We start from the raw sequence: 18222 nt of genomic DNA on the forward strand, positions 1-18222 counted from the left end.
GACATGCAGTCGAGTGAGGCACCTCTGTGCGTGCTGATCGCCGAGGACGGCACCAGCGACCGCATGTTGCTGTCGAGCATCGTCCGGCGCCAGGGGCACGAAGTGCTGACGGCGAGTAACGGCGCCGAGGCGGTGGAGCTGTTCGTCCAGCAGCGCCCGCACCTGGTGTTGATGGACGCGATGATGCCGGTGATGGACGGTTTCGAGGCCGCCCGGCAGATCAAGCGTCTGGCTGGCGAAGCGCTGGTGCCGATCATTTTCCTGACCTCGCTCACTCAGAGCGAGGCGTTGGCGCGCTGCCTGGAAGCCGGTGGCGACGATTTTCTGGCAAAACCCTACAGCCCGGTGATCCTGGCCGCCAAGATCAAAGCCATGGATCGCTTGCGGCGCCTGCAGGAAACCGTGCTGCAGCAGCGCGACCAGATCACCCAGCATCATGACTACCTGCTCAACGAGCAGCGGGTGGCCAAGGCGGTGTTCGACAAGGTGGCGCATTCCGGCTGCCTGAGCGCGCCGAATATCCGCTACCTGCAGTCGCCGTACGCGCTGTTCAATGGCGATTTGCTGCTGGCTGCCTTTACCCCGACAGGCGACATGCATGTGCTGTTGGGGGATTTCACGGGCCACGGCTTGCCAGCGGCGGTGGGCGCGATGCCCCTGGCCGAGGTGTTTTACGGCATGACGGCCAAGGGTTACGGACTGCCCGAAACCCTGCGCGAGATGAATGCCAAGCTCAAGCGCATCCTGCCGGTCGGCATGTTCTGTTGTGCGACGCTGCTGTGCCTGAGTTTCCAGCGGCGGGCGGTGGAGGTGTGGAACGGCGGCATGCCGGATGGCTACCTGCATCGTTTGGCAAGCGGGGAGCGGGTGCCGCTGGTGGCGCACCATTTGCCGCTGGGGGTGCTGGGCGCCGAGGCATTCGACGACCGCACCGAAGTCTTTCCCATGGCCCTGGGCGACCGGGTTTTCCTGTTGTCCGATGGGGTGATCGACACCTGCGACGCCAATGAGCAACTGTTCGGTGTCGAGCGCCTGCAGCGGGTGTTTGCCGCCAACCGCGAGCCGGAGCTGTTGTTCGAGGAGATCCAGCGGGCCCTGAGCGAGTTTGGCGGGGATGCGCGGGACGATGTGAGCATGGTCGAGGTCAGCCTGCTCGAGGCCCGGCAGCTGACGCCGCCGGCGCTGGTGTACTCCGACAGCGGTCAGTCCTGCCCGTTGGACTGGTCGGTGAGTTTCGAGTATCGCGCCGCGACCCTCAAACGTTTCAATCCTTTGCCTTACCTGTTGCAACTGCTGCTGGAGGTGCATGGCCTGCGGGCGCAGAGCGGGGCGCTCTACAGTGTGTTGGCCGAGTTGTATTCCAATGCCCTGGAGCATGGCGTATTGGGCCTGGACTCGAGTCTCAAGCGCGATGCCCAGGGGTTTTCCCGCTATTACCGGGAGCGCGCGGTACGCCTCGAAGCCTTGCAGGAGGGGTTTGTGCGGGTGCACCTGCAAGTGGAGCCTCAAGGGGCTGGCGGTCGTTTGCTGATCCGGGTCGAGGACAGTGGCAGCGGTTTCGATGTCGGGCGGGTGATGGCGCGGCCCATCGATGGCGATCGTCTTTCCGGGCGCGGCGTCAGCCTGATCCGTCAGCTCAGCCGGCGTGCCAGCTGGTCTGACGATGGTCGTAGTGCCTGCGTGGAGTTTTCTTGGGAGCCTCTGGCATAATTCGCCGATTCTTGATCAAGGAGTGAGCAAGTGTCTGAGATTCATCTGGATCACGAGGTGCTGAACGCATTGCAGGAAGTCATGGAGGATGAGTATCCGTTGTTGCTCGACACCTTCCTCTGTGACTCCGAAGAGCGTTTGCGCCAGTTGCACAAGGTCGACGACCCCCGTCAACTTGTCGCCACTGCCCATAGCTTCAAGGGCAGCAGCAGCAATATGGGGGCGATTCGCCTGGCCGAGCTCTGTCATCAGTTGGAGCAGCGTGCCCAGGGCTCGTCGTTGCGCGGTATCGAGCAGTTGGTGGGCGAGATCGATGGCGAATTCGCCATTGTCCGCCAGCTGTGCGAGCAGGAACGCCAGCGTTTTCACTGCTGAAAAACCGCTGCAGCCCAGGTTTTTTCCCGCGAGCCAGCAAAGCTGGCTCGACCTTTGCACACAAGTCTCCCAACTGTACCTACGATCCCAGTGCAGCGGAGACCGTTTTCATGCCCCTTACCCCGAACATGTTTCTTCAGGCCGCTTCCCAGGCCAAGACTCAAGCGTCTTCCGCCACCCCCCAGGCCAGCGCCGCCGAGCCCGGGGACAAAGGCGCAAGCTTTGCCCGGGTGTTCGCCAAGGAGGCACTCGGCAAGCCGGTAGCGGCTGCCGACGGCCCGATCAAGCCGGCTCGCGACAAGGGGGGCGAAAGCGCTGCCAAGGTGGATCCGGGCAAGGGCAAGACTGCCGCCTCCGAGCCTGCGGTTGCCGATAGCGGCAAAACCTTGCCTGCCGACAAGGCTGTCGCCAGTGACAAAAAAGTCGCCGATGACCAGGCCGCGAGCAGCGATCAGCCGCTGGCCGAGAGCACGCCGGTCGACCCGACCCTCGATCCGGCGCTGATGCAGGCGACCCAGCCGTTGCCGGCGCCCGAGCCGGAAGTGGCGGTCGCGCCGGTTCCGGCACAGCCGCCAGTGCAGCCGCAAACGCAGCCGGTGATACCGGTGGTGGCCAGCACCGCGACGCCGGTGCCGGTCGATCCGGAATTCGATCCTGAAGCCGATCCGCTGGATGCGTTGCCGGTGGTGCGCCTGGCCATGGAGCAGAGCGGCCATGTCTCGGCTTCCAGTCAGGCGCAGAACAAGGCGTCGCCGAGCGTGGTGGCCGATGACGGACCGACTTCGGCCCAGACCTTCGCCAGCGGCATGGCCACTATGCTGGACCTGCAGGTGGACAAGGACAGCACCGAGCAGGGCGGCGAAAAGGCTTTCAGCGGCCTGCTTGATGACGGTCTCAAGGACCTCAAGGGCGCTGCCAGCGACACCCGCGTCGACGATTTCGCCAACCGCCTGGCAGCCCTGACCCAGGCGGCCACGCCCAAGACCGCCAATGCCGTCCCGGTGAACCAGCCGCTGGCCATGCATCAGAGCGGCTGGACCGAAGAAGTGGTCAACCGGGTCATGTACCTGTCCAGCGTCAATCTGAAGTCGGCCGAGATCCAGTTGCAGCCGGCCGAGCTGGGGCGCCTGGATATTCGCGTGAACATGGTGCCGGACCAGCAGACCCAGGTGACCTTCATGAGTGCCCATGTCGGCGTGCGCGAGGCCCTCGAAGGGCAGATGCATCGCCTGCGCGACATGTTCCACCAGCAAGGCATGGGGCAGGTGGACGTCAACGTCTCCGACCAGTCGCGCAACTGGCAGGGTGGCCAGGAGCAGGCCCAGCAGGGGCAGCATCGCAGCAACGGCACCAGCGCCAGCGGCGGGCGTCTGGATGGGATGGATGAAGAGTTGCCGCCGAGCGTCGCCGAAGTCGCCGCCAGCACCAGCACGGTCATCGGCAGCAGCGCCGTCGACTATTACGCCTGACCCGCTTCGGGCGTCATTGAACAGAAGATCGCCAGCCGTGTGGCGCCGCGGCTGGCGATCTTTTGCTTTGCGCTTCCCCTATCCCTTCAGTTCATCCCAGTTCAGACAAATCTGGCATAACACTTGCTCTTGCCTTGCCGTGCGACTGTGAAAACCCGATTAGTGACGGATTATTGGCATGGCGAAGAGCGAAGCAGCAGAGAAAACACCCGCCGGGAAAGGCAAACTCAAGCTTATCCTCTTGATTGTTCTGGCCTTGTTGCTGGCGATCGGTTTGTCCGTCGGGGCGACCTGGTACTTCATGCACAGCAGTGCCCAGAGCAAGCCTGCCGAGACGGCCGAGGCGACCAGCAGCGTCAAGCCGGCGGCCATCTATGAGCCCATGGCGCCAGCCTTCGTGGCCAACTACACGCAGAACGGCCGCCAGCGCTACATGCAGGTGAGCATCACCCTGCTGGCGCGCAACCAGGCCGATCTGGATGCGCTGAAAGTGCATATGCCGGTGATCCGCAACAACCTGGTCATGCTCTTCTCCGGCCAGAGCTTCGACACCCTGGCGACTCCGGTCGGTCAGGAAATGCTGCGTCAGAAGGCCACCGCCAGCGTGCAGGAAGTGGCGCAGAAAGAGGTCGGCAAAGTGGTGGTCGAGCAGTTGCTCTTTACTAACTTCGTACTGCAGTAGGAACACGACATGGCCGTGCAGGACCTGCTGTCCCAGGATGAGATCGACGCGCTGCTGCATGGCGTCGATGACGGTCTGGTACAGACCGAACACGCCGCCGAGCCCGGCAGCGTCAAAAGCTACGACCTGACCAGCCAGGATCGCATCGTCCGCGGACGCATGCCGACCCTGGAGATGATCAACGAACGTTTTGCCCGCTACACCCGTATCAGCATGTTCAACATGCTGCGCCGTTCGGCGGACGTGGCGGTGGGCGGCGTGCAGGTGATGAAGTTCGGCGAATACGTGCACTCGCTGTACGTGCCGACCAGCCTCAACCTGGTGAAGATCAAGCCGCTGCGCGGTACCGCGCTGTTCATCCTCGACGCCAAGCTGGTGTTCAAGCTGGTGGACAACTTCTTCGGCGGCGACGGTCGTCACGCCAAGATCGAAGGCCGTGAATTCACCCCGACCGAATTGCGCGTGGTGCGCATGGTGCTGGAGCAGGCTTTCGTCGACCTGAAGGAAGCCTGGCAGGCGATCATGGAAGTCAACTTCGAGTACATCAACTCCGAAGTGAACCCGGCCATGGCCAACATCGTCGGCCCGAGCGAAGCGATCGTGGTCTCGACCTTCCATATCGAACTCGATGGCGGTGGTGGCGACCTGCACGTGACCATGCCGTACTCGATGATCGAGCCGGTGCGGGAAATGCTCGACGCCGGCTTCCAGTCGGACCTGGACGACCAGGACGAGCGCTGGAGCAAGGCCCTGCGCGAAGACGTGCTGGATGTGGATGTGCCCTTGAGCGCCACGGTCGCCCGCCGGCAGTTGCGCCTGCGCGACATCCTGCACATGCAGCCAGGGGATGTGATCCCGGTGGAGCTGCCTGAAGACATGATCATGCGCGCCAACGGCGTACCGGCGTTCAAGGTCAAGCTCGGTTCGCACAAGGGCAACCTGGCCCTGCAAGTGGTCGAGCCGATCGAGCGCCGTTGAGCGGCGTTGTTATGAATTCGCTTTGTTAATGATTTTTTGCCCGCCGAGGACAACATGGCTGACGAACACGAAATGACTTCCGCAGAAGACCAGGCCCTGGCTGATGAGTGGGCGGCTGCCCTGCAGGAAACCGGCGACGCCGGGCAAGACGATATCGATGCCTTGCTGGCGGCCGATGCGGCCAGCGCGCCGGCGTCCAATCGCCTGCCGATGGAAGAGTTCGGCAGCGTGCCGAAGAACAACGAGCCGGTGAGCCTCGACGGTCCGAACCTGGATGTGATCCTGGATATCCCGGTATCGATCTCCATGGAGGTCGGCAGCACCGACATCAACATTCGCAACCTGCTGCAGCTCAACCAGGGGTCGGTGATCGAACTCGATCGCCTGGCCGGCGAGCCGCTGGACGTGCTGGTCAACGGCACTCTGATCGCCCATGGCGAAGTGGTGGTGGTCAACGAGAAGTTCGGCATCCGCCTGACCGACGTGATCAGCCCGAGCGAACGCATCAAGAAGCTGCGCTAAGTGAGAAAGGCACTCGCGCTGTTCCTGGCCTGGCCGCTCTGGGCCCTGGCCGCCGAGCCGGTGGCCGGTACCGCCGCGCCAGCGGTTGGCAGCAGCGGCGTGGCCGGGCAGCTGACCCAGCTGGTGCTGGGCCTGTTGCTGGTGGTGGGGCTGATCTTCTTCCTCGCCTGGCTGTTGCGCCGGGTGCAGCAGGCCGGACCGGCCGGCAAGGGCCAGGTCATCGAGCTGATCGGTTCGCGTGCGCTTGGCCCGCGGGACCGGCTGGTGCTGGTGCAGGTCGGCAACGAACAGATTCTGCTCGGCCTGACGCCGGGCACCATCACTGCGTTGCATGTGCTCAAGGAGCCGGTGCAGGTGCCGAGCACCGAGCAGGCGACTCCGGAGTTTGCCCAGCGCCTGATGGAGCTGCTGGGCAAGGATCAGAAGGATAAGAAGTAATGCCGTTGCGCCTCCTCTTGATGTTGGCCCTGATGCTGGCGGCGCCGCTGGCGCTGGCGGCCGACCCGTTGTCGATCCCGGCGATCACCCTCGGCACCAATGCCGACGGCCAGCAGGAATACTCGGTCAGCCTGCAGATCCTGTTGATCATGACCGCGCTGAGCTTCATTCCGGCGTTCGTCATGCTGATGACCAGCTTTACCCGGATCATCATCGTGTTCTCGATCCTGCGTCAGGCCCTGGGCCTGCAGCAGACGCCGTCGAACCAGATCCTCACCGGCATGGCGCTGTTCCTGACGATGTTCATCATGGCCCCGGTGTTCGACCGGGTGAACCAGGATGCCCTGCAGCCGTACCTGGCGGAGAAGCTCAGCGCCCAGGACGCGGTGGCCAAGGCCCAGGTGCCGATCAAGGACTTCATGCTGGCCCAGACCCGCAGCAGCGACCTGGAGCTGTTCATGCGCCTGTCCAAACGCACTGATATCGCGACGCCGGACCAGGCGCCGCTGACGATACTGGTGCCGGCCTTCGTCACCTCGGAGCTGAAGACCGCGTTCCAGATTGGTTTCATGATCTTCATTCCGTTCCTGATCATCGACCTGGTGGTCGCCAGTGTGCTGATGGCCATGGGCATGATGATGCTCTCGCCACTGATCATTTCCCTGCCGTTCAAGATCATGCTGTTCGTGCTGGTGGATGGCTGGGCGCTGATCATCGGCACCCTGGCGGGCAGTTTCGGCGGTGTTTAAAACCTTGTTGGCGGGTGGTGCGCAATGACGCCTGAAGTTGCGGTAGACCTGTTTCGCGAAGCGCTCTGGCTGACCACCATGATGGTCGCCATCCTGGTGATCCCCAGCCTGCTGGTGGGCTTGCTGGTGGCGATGTTCCAGGCCGCCACCCAGATCAACGAACAGACCCTGAGCTTCCTGCCGCGCCTGCTGGTGATGCTGGTGACGCTGATCGTCGCCGGTCCCTGGCTGGTGCAGACCTTCATGGAATACATCCTGCAGTTGTACGGCAGTATTCCGCAGTTGATCGGCTGAATCATGTCTCTGCTGGCGCTTACCGATACGCAGATCAGCACCTGGGTCGCCAGCTTCATGCTGCCGCTGTTTCGTATCGGCGCCGTGTTGATGACCATGCCGGTCTTCGGCACGACCCTGGTGCCGACCCGTATCCGCCTGTATTTCACCCTGGCCATCACAGTCGTGGTGGTGCCGGGGCTGCCGCCCATGCCGGCGGTCAATGCACTGGATCTCGGCGGGCTGCTGCTGATTGCCGAGCAGATCATCATCGGTGCCTTGTTCGGTTTCTCCCTGCAGTTGTTCTTCCAGGCTTTCGTGATCGCCGGGCAGATCATTTCGACGCAGATGGGCATGGGCTTCGCCTCCATGGTCGACCCCACCAACGGTGTTTCGGCGGCGGTGATCGGGCAGTTCCTGACCATGCTGGTGACCTTGCTGTTCCTCGGCATGAATGGGCATCTGGTGGTTTTCGAGGTGCTGACCGAGAGCTTCACCACCTTGCCGGTGGGCAGCGCGCTGCTGGTCAACCATTTCTGGGACATCGCCGGCAAGCTGGGTTGGGTGCTGGGCGCCGCGCTGTTGCTGGTATTGCCGGCGATCACCGCGTTGCTGGTGGTGAACATCGCCTTTGGCGTGATGACTCGCGCGGCGCCGCAGTTGAACATTTTCTCCATCGGCTTTCCGCTGACCCTGGTGCTGGGCCTGGTGATTTTCTGGGTCAGCCTGGGCGACATTCTCAACCAGTACCAACCGCTGGCCGTCGAGGCCCTGCAGTTGCTGCGCAACCTGGCACAGGCGCGTTGAGCCATGGCTGAGAGCGAGAGCGGTCAGGACAAAACAGAAGACCCCACGGAGAAACGCAAGAAGGACTCCCGGGAAAAGGGCGAGATTGCCCGCTCCAAAGAACTCAATACCCTGGCGATCACCATGATCGGCGCCGCCGGCCTGCTGATCTACGGCGCGGGAGTGGCCCGGGACCTGCTGGAAATCATGCGCCTGAATTTCTCCCTGCCGCGCGAGGTGCTGCTCAGCCCCGGCGCCATGGGCCTGTACCTGCTGCATTCGGGCAAGATCGCGATTATCGCCGCGATGCCGATCCTGCTGCCCCTGGTGCTGGCGGCGCTGATCGGTCCTATCTCCCTGGGCGGCTGGCTGTTTTCCACCAAGAGCCTGGCGCCCAAGTTCAGCCGCATGAACCCGCTCAGCGGCATGAAGCGCATGGTGTCCCCGACCTCGCTGATCGAGTTGCTCAAGGCCTTCGCCAAGTTCGTAGTGATCTTGATCGTGGCCTTGTCGGTGCTGTCTTCGGACATCGACGACCTGCTGCGGATCGCCCACGAGCCGCTGGAGCAGGCGATTATCCACAGTGTGCAAGTGGTGGCCTGGAGCACCTTGTGGATGGCTTGCGGGCTGATCCTGATCGCCGCGGTGGACGTGCCGGTGCAGCTGTACCAGAGCTACAAGAAGCTGCTGATGACCAAGCAGGAAGTGCGTGACGAGCACAAGGACCAGGAAGGGCGCCCCGAGGTCAAGCAGCGGATTCGCCAGGTCCAGCGCGAGATGTCGCAGCGGCGGATGATGGCGGCGATTCCCGAGGCGGATGTGGTCATCACCAACCCGACCCACTACGCCGTGGCGCTCAAGTACGACGCCGAGAAGGGTGGGGCGCCGGTGTTGCTGGCCAAGGGCAGCGATTTCCTGGCGCTGAAGATCCGCGAGATCGCCGTGGCCAACGAGGTGCTGTTGCTGGAATCGCCGGCGCTGGCGCGTTCGATCTACTACTCCACCGAGCTGGAGCAGGAAATCCCCGCCGGGCTTTATCTGGCGGTGGCCCAGGTGCTGGCGTATGTCTATCAGATTCGCCAGCACCGGGCCGGTAAAGGCAAGCGTCCCGATCCGCTCAAGGACCTGCCGATTCCGCCGGATTTGCGTCGCGATTCCTGAGGTCGGCGTTGGCTGTGCCGACGTTATCGCGAGCAGGCTCGCTCCTACAGAATCCACGCCCGGCCTGTAGGGGCGAGCTTGCTCGCGATGGTGCGAAAGCGCCTTGTGTGACGACTGATGGCGCAACGCCATAAATCAGTTTGCCTTCCAGGCAAAAGTTGGAAGGCTTCTTGCAATACCCGCCCTGCGCCGCCTCCAGGCGTCAAAAGTTTGCTTCAAGGGAACGGGGAATACCGGTGGATCGCTCTCAGTTAATCAGTACGGCTCGCACTAACCTGGCCGACCTCAGTCGAGGGAACCTGGGGGTGCCGCTGTTGCTGCTGGTCATGCTGGCCATGATGATGCTGCCGGTGCCGCCGTTCCTGCTGGACGTGTTCTTCACCTTCAACATCGCCCTGTCGATCGTCGTGCTGCTGGTCTGCGTGTATGCCCTGCGGCCGCTGGATTTCGCGGTGTTCCCGACCATCCTGCTGGTGGCGACCCTGTTGCGCCTGGCGCTGAACGTGGCCTCCACGCGGGTGGTGATGCTCCACGGCCAGGACGGTCACGCCGCCGCCGGTAAAGTGATCCAGGCCTTCGGCGAGGTGGTGATCGGCGGTAACTATGTGGTCGGTATCGTGGTGTTCGCGATCCTGATGATCATCAACTTCGTGGTGGTGACCAAGGGGGCCGGGCGGATTTCCGAGGTGAGCGCGCGTTTCACCCTCGATGCGATGCCGGGCAAGCAGATGGCCATCGACGCCGACCTCAACGCCGGCCTGATCGACCAGGCCCAGGCCAAGGCCCGCCGCTCGGAAGTGGCCCAGGAGGCCGAGTTCTACGGTTCCATGGACGGTGCCAGCAAGTTCGTCCGCGGTGACGCCATCGCCGGCCTGCTGATCCTGTTCATCAACCTGATCGGCGGCATGGCGGTCGGTATCTTCCAGCACCACATGTCCTTCGGCGATGCCGGCCGGGTCTACGCCTTGCTGACCATCGGTGACGGTTTGGTGGCGCAATTGCCATCGCTGCTGCTGTCCACCGCGGCCGCGATCATGGTGACCCGTGCTTCCGGTTCCGAAGACATGGGCAAGCAGATCAACCGGCAGATGTTCGCCTCGCCCCGGGCCCTGGCTGTCGCCGCTGGCCTGATGGCGGTGATGGGCCTGGTGCCGGGCATGCCGCACTTTTCCTTCCTGAGCATGGCGGCCCTGGCGGCCGGTGCCGCGTACCTTTTCTGGAAACGCCAGAACGTGGTCAAGGTCAAGGCGCTGGAAGAGGTCAAGCGCCAGCAGGAGCTGCTGCCTTCGCCGGCCCGCGCCCTGGAAACCAAGGAACTGGGCTGGGACGACGTGACCCAGATCGACATGATCGGCCTGGAAGTCGGTTACCGCCTGATTCCCCTGGTGGACCGCAACCAGGGTGGGCAATTGCTGGCGCGGATCAAGGGCGTGCGCAAGAAGCTGTCCCAGGACCTGGGCTTCCTCATGCCCACCGTGCATATTCGCGACAACCTCGACCTGGCGCCCAGCGCCTACCGGCTGACGCTGATGGGGGTGATCCTGGCCGAGGCCGAGATTTACCCGGATCGCGAGCTGGCGATCAACCCGGGGCAGGTCTATGGCACGCTCAACGGCATCAACGCCAAAGATCCGGCCTTCGGCCTGGAGGCGGTGTGGATCGAGATCAGCCAGCGCGCCCAGGCGCAGTCGCTGGGCTACACCGTGGTCGACGCCAGCACCGTGGTCGCCACCCACCTCAACCAGATTCTGTACAAGCACTCCAGCGAGCTGATCGGCCACGAAGAAGTCCAGCAGCTCTTGCAATTGCTGGCCAAGGGTTCGCCGAAGCTGGCGGAAGAGCTGGTGCCGGGCGTGCTTTCGTTGTCCCAGCTGCTCAAGGTGCTGCAGGCGCTGCTGGCCGAACAGGTGCCGGTGCGCGATATCCGCAGCATTGCCGAGGCCATCGCGAACAATGCCGCCAAGAGTCAAGATACTGCCGCTTTGGTGGCCGCGGTGCGTGTCGGATTGTCGCGCGCCATCGTGCAAAGCATTGTAGGTACTGAGTCCGAGCTGCCTGTGATCACCTTGGAGCCCAGGTTGGAACAGATTTTGCTCAATAGTCTGCAGAAGGCAGGACAAGGCTCGGAAGAGGGTGTCCTGTTGGAGCCAAGCATGGCTGAGAAGCTGCAGCGTTCGTTGATCGAAGCCGCGCAGCGCCAGGAAATGCAAGGTCAACCGGTGATTCTGCTGGTAGCCGGTCCGGTCCGCGCGATGCTCTCGCGGTTCGGGCGCCTGGCGGTCCCGGGCTTGCACGTGTTGGCGTACCAGGAAATCCCTGACAACAAGCAAGTGACCATCGTTGCGACAGTAGGGCCCAACGGCTGAGGTAGTGGGTTATGCAAGTTAAGCGTTTTTTCGCCGCCGATATGCGTCAGGCCATGAAGCTGGTTCGTGATGAGCTGGGCGCCGACGCCGCCATCATTGGCAATCGCCGCATCGCCGGCGGTGTCGAGCTGACGGCTGCCCTGGATTACAAGCTGTCGGCGCTGGCGCCACGGGTGCCGAACATGGAGCTCGAGGACGAACTGCGCAAGACTCAGTCGCGCATCGTCACCGCCCAGGCCGAACTGAGCCTGCGTGGCGACGGCGATGCCAGCACCAATCGCCAGCTGTTCGCCGGCCTGCCGCTGACCGCCGCCGAGCCGCTGATCGAACCTACATTCAACGAGCCCCAGCGCCCGGCCCCGGTAGTCGCCGCGCCGGCTGTCGATCAGCGGGCACTGGACTCGATGCGTTTTGAACTCAATGGCCTGCGCGAGCTGCTGGAAGTCCAGCTCGGCTCCCTGGCCTGGAGCCAGCTGCAAGGCAGCCGGCCCGAACAGGCCAACCTGTGGCGGCGCCTGCAGCGTATCGGCTTGTCCGGTCCGCTGGCCCGCGACCTGCTGGCGCTGATCACTGAAATCGACGAACCCCGCCAGGCCTGGCGCATGCTCCTGGCCCACCTGGCGCGGATGATCGTGACCCCGGAAGTCGAGCCACTGGAGGAGGGCGGTGTGATCGCCATGGTCGGCCCCGCCGGCATGGGCAAGACCACCACCCTGGCCAAGCTGGCCGCGCGTTATGTACTCAAGTACGGCGCGCAGAACATCGCGCTGGTGAGCATGGACAGCTACCGCATCGGCGCCCAGGAACAGCTCAAGACCCTGGGCCGGATCCTCAACGTCTCGGTGACCCATGTCGACCCGGGCCAGTCCCTGGCGCAAGCCCTCGATCCGCTGCTGCGCAAGCGTGTGGTGCTGATCGACACCGCCGGCCTGCAAGCCAGCGACCCGGCCCTGCGCATGCAGCTGGAAAGCCTGGCTGGACGTGGCATCCGGGCAAAAAATTATCTGGTCTTGGCAACCACCAGCCAGAAACAGGTTCTAACCGCCGCATACCACAGCTACAAGCGTTGCGGGCTGGCCGGCTGCATCCTGACTAAACTGGATGAAACCGCCAGCCTTGGTGAGGTGTTGAGCCTGGCGATCAGTCATGAACTCCCTGTTGCCTATCTGACCGATGGCCCGCGGATTCCGGACGATCTGCACTTGCCGCGTCGTCACCAGCTGGTCAGTCGTGCGGTGAGCGTGCAGATGCAGGAAGAACCCAGCGAAGAAGCCATGGCTGACATGTTCGCTGACCTCTACCACAACCCGACCAAGCGGGTTGGCTGAGGGAATCATGAAAAGATTGCAATGTACCTACATCGATGGTCTGCCAGGCATTGTTCCGTTGGTGAACGCGCAGCCAGTTATGTGGCCCCGTCTAAGTAAGACAAGGTAAAGAACGAACATGGGCAGCATGCATCCCGTACAGGTGATCGCGGTGACCGGCGGCAAAGGTGGCGTCGGCAAGACTAACGTGTCAGTGAACTTGTCCCTGGCCCTAGCGGAGCTCGGCCGGCGCGTCATGCTGCTGGACGCCGACCTGGGCCTGGCCAACGTCGACGTGCTATTGGGGCTGACCCCCAAACGGACCCTCGCCGACGTGATCGAAGGCCGCTGCGAGCTGCGCGATGTGCTGCTGCAGGGGCCGGGTGGAATCCGTATCGTGCCGGCGGCGTCCGGCACCCAGAGCATGGTTCATCTGAGCCCGGCGCAGCATGCCGGCCTGATCCAGGCCTTCAGCGACATCGGCGACAACCTCGATGTGCTGGTGATCGACACCGCCGCCGGCATCGGCGACTCGGTGGTCAGCTTTGTCCGCGCGGCCCAGGAAGTGTTGCTGGTGGTCTGCGACGAGCCGACCTCGATCACCGACGCCTACGCGCTGATCAAGCTGCTCAACCGCGACTACGGCATGAACCGCTTCCGCGTGCTCGCCAACATGGCGCAGAGCCCGCAGGAAGGGCGCAACCTGTTCGCCAAGTTGACCAAGGTCACGGATCGCTTCCTGGACGTGGCCCTACAATATGTCGGCGCCGTGCCTTACGACGAATGCGTGCGCAAGGCCGTGCAAAAGCAGCGTGCGGTCTATGAAGCGTTTCCGCGTTCGAAATGCGCGCTGGCATTCAAGGCCATCGCGCAGAAGGTCGATACCTGGCCGTTGCCGGCCAACCCACGTGGACATCTGGAATTTTTCGTCGAGCGGCTCGTGCATCAGACAGCGGGACCGGTGCTATGAGCGCCAGCGGCTACAACCTTTACAAAAAGTCGGCACGTGACAGCCAGTACGAATTGATCGAGCGCTATGCGCCTCTGGTCAAGCGTATTGCCTATCACTTGCTGGCGCGCCTGCCGGCCAGTGTCCAGGTCGAAGACCTGATCCAGGCCGGGATGATCGGTCTGCTCGAAGTGTCGACCAAGTACGACGCGAGCAAGGGCGCGAGTTTCGAGACCTACGCGGGTATCCGTATCCGTGGTGCGATGCTCGATGAGGTCCGTAAAGGTGACTGGGCGCCGCGTTCGGTACATCGCAATACCCGGATGGTGAGCGATGCCATTCGCGCAATTGAAGCTAAAACCGGTCGTGACGCTAAAGATCATGAAGTTGCGGCCGAACTTCAATTGAGTCTCGACGATTATTACGGGATTTTGAACGACACCTTGGGCAGTCGCCTGTTCAGCTTCGACGACCTGTTGCAGGACGGCGAGCATGAAGGGCTGCATGAGGATGGCGCGAGTGCTCATCTCGAGCCGTCGCGCGACCTGGAGGACGAACGTTTCCAGGCCGCGCTGGCGGACGCGATTGCCAATTTGCCGGAGCGTGAGCGACTGGTCTTGGCGCTGTACTACGACGAAGAGCTGAACCTCAAGGAAATCGGTGAGGTCCTGGGAGTCAGCGAATCGCGGGTCAGCCAGTTACACAGCCAGTGCGCGGCCCGTTTGCGGGGGCGTTTGGGAGAGTGGCGAGCGCGCTGACAGGCAGTGTGGGGGACACTGCGGGCGAGACTGGCACGACGTGGCCGGACTTGCGGTGTGTATTCCATGCAGTCGTTGAGTGCTCTGCCTGATTGATTGAATGGCGCGTTCAGGTGCTGGACGCGTTTAAGACTGCTTGGAGGTCGAATTGGACAAGAACATGAAAATCCTCATCGTTGATGACTTCTCAACGATGCGGCGGATCATAAAAAACCTGTTGCGTGACCTGGGCTTCACCAACACGGTCGAGGCTGACGATGGCACCACCGCCATTCCGGTCCTCAACAGTGGGAGCATCGACTTTCTGGTAACGGACTGGAACATGCCCGGCATGACCGGTATCGACCTGCTGCGCCATGTGCGCGCCGATGAAAAACTCAAGCACCTGCCGGTACTCATGGTGACCGCTGAAGCCAAGCGCGAACAGATCATCGAAGCTGCCCAGGCCGGCGTAAACGGTTATGTGGTCAAGCCCTTCACGGCCCAGGCGTTGAAAGAGAAGATCGAGAAGATCTTCGAACGCATCGGTTGAGAGTGGAATCATTCCGCCACGGGGGAGCTATGGAGCACAACGAATCTTCATTGGGCGATTTCGAATCGACCCTGAAAAAACACGCACTCGAACTGGTCGACAGCCTTGAAAAAGGCAAGTTCGGCGAAGCCGTGCAACTGATCCATGAGCTCAACCAGACCCGTGATCGCGGCCTGTACCAGGAGGTCGGCAAGCTCACCCGCGAGCTGCATAGCGCCATCGTCAATTTCCAGATTGACCCGCATATGCCGCAAGCCGAGGAAGTTTCACAGATCACGGATGCCACCGAGCGCCTGTCCTATGTGGTCAGGCTGACCGAGGCCGCGGCCAACCGCACCATGGATCTGGTCGAGAGCGCGACCCCGCTGGTCAATGGCCTGAGCAGCGAAGCCCAGGCCCTGAGCGCCGATTGGGGGCGTTTCATGCGCCGCGAACTGGGCGCCGAGGAATTCCGCGACCTGGCCCGCCGGGTGGACGGTTTCCTGACCCGCAGCGAGCAAGACACGCGCGCGGTATCGAGCAACCTCAACGACATTCTGCTGGCGCAGGACTACCAGGACTTGACCGGTCAGGTGATCAAACGCGTGACCCAGTTGGTCACCGAAGTCGAGAGCAACCTGCTCAAACTGGTCCTGATGGCCAGCCAGGTCGATCGTTTTGCCGGCATCGAACATGACCGTGAATCGATCCTCGCTGAAAAAGATCCGCAAAAACATCTGGCCAAGGGTGAAGGTCCGCAGATTCATGCCGATAAACGTGAAGACGTTGTATCCGGTCAGGACGATGTCGACGATTTGCTTTCCAGCCTTGGATTCTAGGAGCACCCATACATGAGCTTCGGCGCCGATGAAGAAATCCTTCAGGATTTTCTGGTTGAGGCCGGCGAGATTCTAGAGCAACTGTCCGAACAACTGGTCGAGCTGGAAAGCCGGCCGGACGATGCGGATCTGCTCAACGCAATTTTTCGCGGTTTTCACACTGTAAAAGGGGGCGCCGGCTTCCTCCAGCTCAACGAGCTGGTGGAGTGCTGCCACATCGCCGAGAACGTGTTCGACATCCTGCGCAAGGGTGAGCGTCGCGTCGACGCGGAACTGATGGACGTAGTGCTCGAAGCGCTGGACGCGGTGAACGGCATGTTCGGCCAGGTGCGCGAGCGTACCGAGATCACCGCCGCCACTCCGGAGCTGCTGGCTGCCCTGGCCCGTCTGGCCGAGCCTGCGGGGGCCGAGGAGGTCGCCGCGCCGGTGGCCGACGTTGAGGCAGTTGTTGAAGCCGTTGCCGAGCCGGTCGCCGAATCGACCGAAAGCGAGTCCGGCGATATCACCGACAGCGAGTTCGAGCAGTTGCTCGATTCGCTCAATGCCGCCAAGGCCGAGGCCGAAGCCCCGGCTGCTGTTGCTCCCGCGGCACCCGCCGCCGGCAGCGAAGCGGCCAGCGACGAAATCACCGACGCCGAGTTCGAGTCGCTGCTCGATCAATTGCATGGCAAGGGCCAGTTCGCACCGGATGCGGTGGCCCCTTCGGCCACGGCGCCGGCTGCGGAAAAAACCGCGGCCAGCGACGAAATCACCGATGACGAGTTCGAAGCCCTGCTGGATCAGCTGCATGGCAAAGGCAACTTTGCGGTCGATGCGCTGGACTCCGCGGTAGCAGCGGCGGTACCGCCGGCTGCGCCAAGCGCGGCCGCCGCCGGTAGCGACCTGATCACCGACCAGGAATTCGAATCCCTGCTCGACGAGCTGCATGGCAAGGGCAAGTTCTCTGAAGTGCCCGCTGCCGCGGCGACCGTGGGTAGCGCAACGGCCGTCACGGCTCCGGCGCCTGCCGCCGTCGCCAAGCCAGCGGTGAAGAAGCCCGAAGCCAAGGCCGAAACGCCAAAACCGGCTCCAGCCGCTGCTCCGGCGCCTGCTCGTGCTCCGGCTGCCGCCCCGGCGGAAAAGCCGGTCAGCGAAGCCGAAACCACCGTGCGGGTCGATACCGCGCGGCTGGACGAAATCATGAACATGGTCGGCGAGCTGGTGCTGGTACGTAACCGCCTGGTGCGCCTGGGGCTCAACAGCGGCGACGAAGCCATGTCCAAGGCCGTGTCGAACCTCGACGTGGTCACGGCCGACTTGCAGACCGCGGTGATGAAGACCCGGATGCAGCCGATCAAGAAGGTCTTCGGGCGCTTCCCGCGCCTGGTTCGCGACTTGGCCCGCCAGCTCAAGAAAGAGATCAACCTGGAGCTGGTCGGCGAAGAGACCGACCTCGACAAGAACCTCGTCGAGGCCCTGGCCGACCCGCTGGTGCACTTGGTGCGCAACGCCGTCGACCACGGTATCGAGTCGCCGGAAGAGCGCGAGGAAGCGGGCAAGTCCCGTGGCGGCAAGGTGGTGCTGGCGGCCGAGCAGGAAGGCGACCATATCCTGCTGTCGATCTCCGACGACGGCAAAGGCATGGACCCGAACGTCCTGCGCGCCATTGCGGTCAAGCGTGGGGTGATGGACAAGGATGCCGCCGATCGCCTGAGCGACACCGAGTGCTACAACCTGATCTTCGCCCCGGGCTTCTCGACCAAGACCGAGATCTCCGACGTGTCCGGCCGCGGCGTGGGCATGGACGTGGTGAAGACCAAGATTTCCCAGCTCAACGGTTCGATCAACATCTACTCGACCAAGGGGCAGGGTTCGAAGATCGTCATCAAGGTGCCGCTGACCCTGGCGATCATGCCGACCCTGATGGTGATGCTGGGCAACCAGGCGTTCGCCTTCCCGCTGGTCAACGTCAACGAAATCTTCCACCTGGACCTGTCGCGCACCAACGTGGTCGACGGCCAGGAGGTGGTGATCGTCCGCGACAAGGCGCTGCCACTGTTCTACCTCAAGCGCTGGCTGGTCAGTTCCGCCGCTCACGAAGAGCAGCGCGAAGGCCATGTGGTGATCCTTTCGGTCGGCACCCAGCGGATCGGCTTCGTCGTCGATCAACTGGTCGGCCAGGAAGAAGTCGTCATCAAGCCATTGGGCAAGATGCTCCAGGGGACTCCAGGCATGTCGGGCGCCACCATTACCGGTGACGGCCGCATCGCCCTGATTCTCGATGTTCCGAGCATGCTCAAGCGTTACGCCGCACGGCGTATTTGAATACCGGAGGGGCGGGGCCATTTGCCTTGCCCCGCCTAACGGAGT

18 protein-coding genes are annotated in these 18222 nt (G+C 62.9%); all 18 read left to right on the forward strand.

What is annotated here, in order from left to right; all coding sequences use genetic code 11:
- Positions 1-3 precede the first annotated feature (3 nt).
- The 18 genes from AC07PQ_RS27410 (at position 4) to AC07PQ_RS27495 (ending at position 18177) form a co-directional block, all read left to right on the forward strand.
- Positions 4-1710, forward strand: a complete 1707-nt coding sequence (locus AC07PQ_RS27410) for an ATP-binding SpoIIE family protein phosphatase (protein ID WP_007922620.1) — start codon at positions 4-6, stop codon at positions 1708-1710.
- Between the two features lie 30 nt (positions 1711-1740).
- Positions 1741-2085 carry an Hpt domain-containing protein gene (locus AC07PQ_RS27415; RefSeq protein WP_007922619.1) on the forward strand — a complete coding sequence of 115 codons (345 nt, stop codon included), beginning with the start codon at positions 1741-1743 and terminating at the stop codon, positions 2083-2085.
- Between the two features lie 110 nt (positions 2086-2195).
- On the forward strand, positions 2196-3554 hold the full coding sequence (locus tag AC07PQ_RS27420) for a flagellar hook-length control protein FliK (RefSeq protein ID WP_493186492.1): 1359 nt from the start codon (positions 2196-2198) through the stop codon (positions 3552-3554).
- Between the two features lie 178 nt (positions 3555-3732).
- Complete coding sequence (gene fliL / locus AC07PQ_RS27425) at positions 3733-4236, forward strand: flagellar basal body-associated protein FliL (RefSeq protein ID WP_053277964.1); 504 nt, start codon at positions 3733-3735, stop codon at positions 4234-4236.
- A 9-nt stretch (positions 4237-4245) separates the two neighbouring features.
- Positions 4246-5214, forward strand: coding sequence for a flagellar motor switch protein FliM (fliM, locus tag AC07PQ_RS27430; protein ID WP_007922528.1), 969 nt, complete (start codon positions 4246-4248; stop codon positions 5212-5214).
- 54 nt (positions 5215-5268) lie between these two features.
- The gene (gene fliN / locus AC07PQ_RS27435) at positions 5269-5736 is read left to right on the forward strand and encodes a flagellar motor switch protein FliN (protein ID WP_007922527.1); all 468 of its coding nucleotides are present in this window, start codon (positions 5269-5271) and stop codon (positions 5734-5736) included.
- Positions 5737-6174 (forward strand): flagellar biosynthetic protein FliO, encoded by a 438-nt coding sequence (fliO, locus tag AC07PQ_RS27440; RefSeq protein WP_087088873.1) that lies wholly within the window; start codon positions 5737-5739, stop codon positions 6172-6174.
- Positions 6174-6923, forward strand: a complete 750-nt coding sequence (gene fliP, locus AC07PQ_RS27445; protein WP_007922525.1) for a flagellar type III secretion system pore protein FliP — start codon at positions 6174-6176, stop codon at positions 6921-6923. Before fliO ends, fliP begins: the two co-directional genes overlap by 1 nt.
- Positions 6924-6947: 24 nt before the next feature.
- Positions 6948-7217, forward strand: coding sequence for a flagellar biosynthesis protein FliQ (gene fliQ, locus AC07PQ_RS27450; protein WP_003184009.1), 270 nt, complete (start codon positions 6948-6950; stop codon positions 7215-7217).
- A 3-nt stretch (positions 7218-7220) separates the two neighbouring features.
- Positions 7221-8003, forward strand: a complete 783-nt coding sequence (gene fliR, locus AC07PQ_RS27455) for a flagellar biosynthetic protein FliR (protein WP_007922510.1) — start codon at positions 7221-7223, stop codon at positions 8001-8003.
- 3 nt (positions 8004-8006) lie between these two features.
- A complete protein-coding gene (flhB, locus tag AC07PQ_RS27460; protein WP_007922509.1) occupies positions 8007-9143 on the forward strand; it encodes a flagellar biosynthesis protein FlhB in 1137 nt (378 codons plus the stop codon).
- A gap of 236 nt (positions 9144-9379) precedes the next feature.
- Positions 9380-11509 carry a flagellar biosynthesis protein FlhA gene (gene flhA / locus AC07PQ_RS27465; RefSeq protein WP_037033952.1) on the forward strand — a complete coding sequence of 710 codons (2130 nt, stop codon included), beginning with the start codon at positions 9380-9382 and terminating at the stop codon, positions 11507-11509.
- A gap of 11 nt (positions 11510-11520) precedes the next feature.
- Complete coding sequence (gene flhF / locus AC07PQ_RS27470) at positions 11521-12837, forward strand: flagellar biosynthesis GTPase FlhF (protein ID WP_007922507.1); 1317 nt, start codon at positions 11521-11523, stop codon at positions 12835-12837.
- Positions 12838-12955: 118 nt separating this feature from the next.
- Complete coding sequence (fleN, locus tag AC07PQ_RS27475) at positions 12956-13786, forward strand: flagellar synthesis regulator FleN (protein ID WP_007922506.1); 831 nt, start codon at positions 12956-12958, stop codon at positions 13784-13786.
- Positions 13783-14523 carry an RNA polymerase sigma factor FliA gene (gene fliA / locus AC07PQ_RS27480; protein ID WP_007922505.1) on the forward strand — a complete coding sequence of 247 codons (741 nt, stop codon included), beginning with the start codon at positions 13783-13785 and terminating at the stop codon, positions 14521-14523. The genes fleN and fliA overlap by 4 nt, the downstream gene beginning before the upstream one ends.
- 160 nt (positions 14524-14683) lie before the next feature.
- The gene (locus AC07PQ_RS27485; RefSeq protein ID WP_003183998.1) at positions 14684-15055 is read left to right on the forward strand and encodes a chemotaxis response regulator CheY; all 372 of its coding nucleotides are present in this window, start codon (positions 14684-14686) and stop codon (positions 15053-15055) included.
- A gap of 29 nt (positions 15056-15084) precedes the next feature.
- Positions 15085-15873 (forward strand): protein phosphatase CheZ, encoded by a 789-nt coding sequence (locus AC07PQ_RS27490; RefSeq protein ID WP_007922504.1) that lies wholly within the window; start codon positions 15085-15087, stop codon positions 15871-15873.
- A 12-nt stretch (positions 15874-15885) separates the two neighbouring features.
- Complete coding sequence (locus tag AC07PQ_RS27495) at positions 15886-18177, forward strand: chemotaxis protein CheA (protein WP_007922502.1); 2292 nt, start codon at positions 15886-15888, stop codon at positions 18175-18177.
- Positions 18178-18222 lie beyond the last annotated feature (45 nt).

It is taken from the genome of Pseudomonas sp. GW821-FHT09E12 (assembly GCF_059416085.1).

Excerpts from the sequence above, each read along its gene's own strand:
- fliQ (WP_003184009.1), top strand. The coding sequence starts at position 6,948 with ATGACGCCTGAAGTTGCGGTAGACCTGTTTCGCGAAGCGCTCTGGCTG.
- AC07PQ_RS27420 (WP_493186492.1), top strand. The coding sequence starts at position 2,196 with ATGCCCCTTACCCCGAACATGTTTCTTCAGGCCGCTTCCCAGGCCAAG.
- fliR (WP_007922510.1), top strand. The coding sequence starts at position 7,221 with ATGTCTCTGCTGGCGCTTACCGATACGCAGATCAGCACCTGGGTCGCC.
- fliA (WP_007922505.1), top strand. The coding sequence starts at position 13,783 with ATGAGCGCCAGCGGCTACAACCTTTACAAAAAGTCGGCACGTGACAGC.
- flhF (WP_007922507.1), top strand. The coding sequence starts at position 11,521 with ATGCAAGTTAAGCGTTTTTTCGCCGCCGATATGCGTCAGGCCATGAAG.
- flhB (WP_007922509.1), top strand. The coding sequence starts at position 8,007 with ATGGCTGAGAGCGAGAGCGGTCAGGACAAAACAGAAGACCCCACGGAG.
- AC07PQ_RS27495 (WP_007922502.1), top strand. The coding sequence starts at position 15,886 with ATGAGCTTCGGCGCCGATGAAGAAATCCTTCAGGATTTTCTGGTTGAG.
- AC07PQ_RS27490 (WP_007922504.1), top strand. The coding sequence starts at position 15,085 with ATGGAGCACAACGAATCTTCATTGGGCGATTTCGAATCGACCCTGAAA.
- fliP (WP_007922525.1), top strand. The coding sequence starts at position 6,174 with ATGCCGTTGCGCCTCCTCTTGATGTTGGCCCTGATGCTGGCGGCGCCG.
- fliL (WP_053277964.1), top strand. The coding sequence starts at position 3,733 with ATGGCGAAGAGCGAAGCAGCAGAGAAAACACCCGCCGGGAAAGGCAAA.
- AC07PQ_RS27410 (WP_007922620.1), top strand. The coding sequence starts at position 4 with ATGCAGTCGAGTGAGGCACCTCTGTGCGTGCTGATCGCCGAGGACGGC.
- fleN (WP_007922506.1), top strand. The coding sequence starts at position 12,956 with ATGGGCAGCATGCATCCCGTACAGGTGATCGCGGTGACCGGCGGCAAA.
- fliN (WP_007922527.1), top strand. The coding sequence starts at position 5,269 with ATGGCTGACGAACACGAAATGACTTCCGCAGAAGACCAGGCCCTGGCT.
- fliM (WP_007922528.1), top strand. The coding sequence starts at position 4,246 with ATGGCCGTGCAGGACCTGCTGTCCCAGGATGAGATCGACGCGCTGCTG.
- AC07PQ_RS27485 (WP_003183998.1), top strand. The coding sequence starts at position 14,684 with ATGAAAATCCTCATCGTTGATGACTTCTCAACGATGCGGCGGATCATA.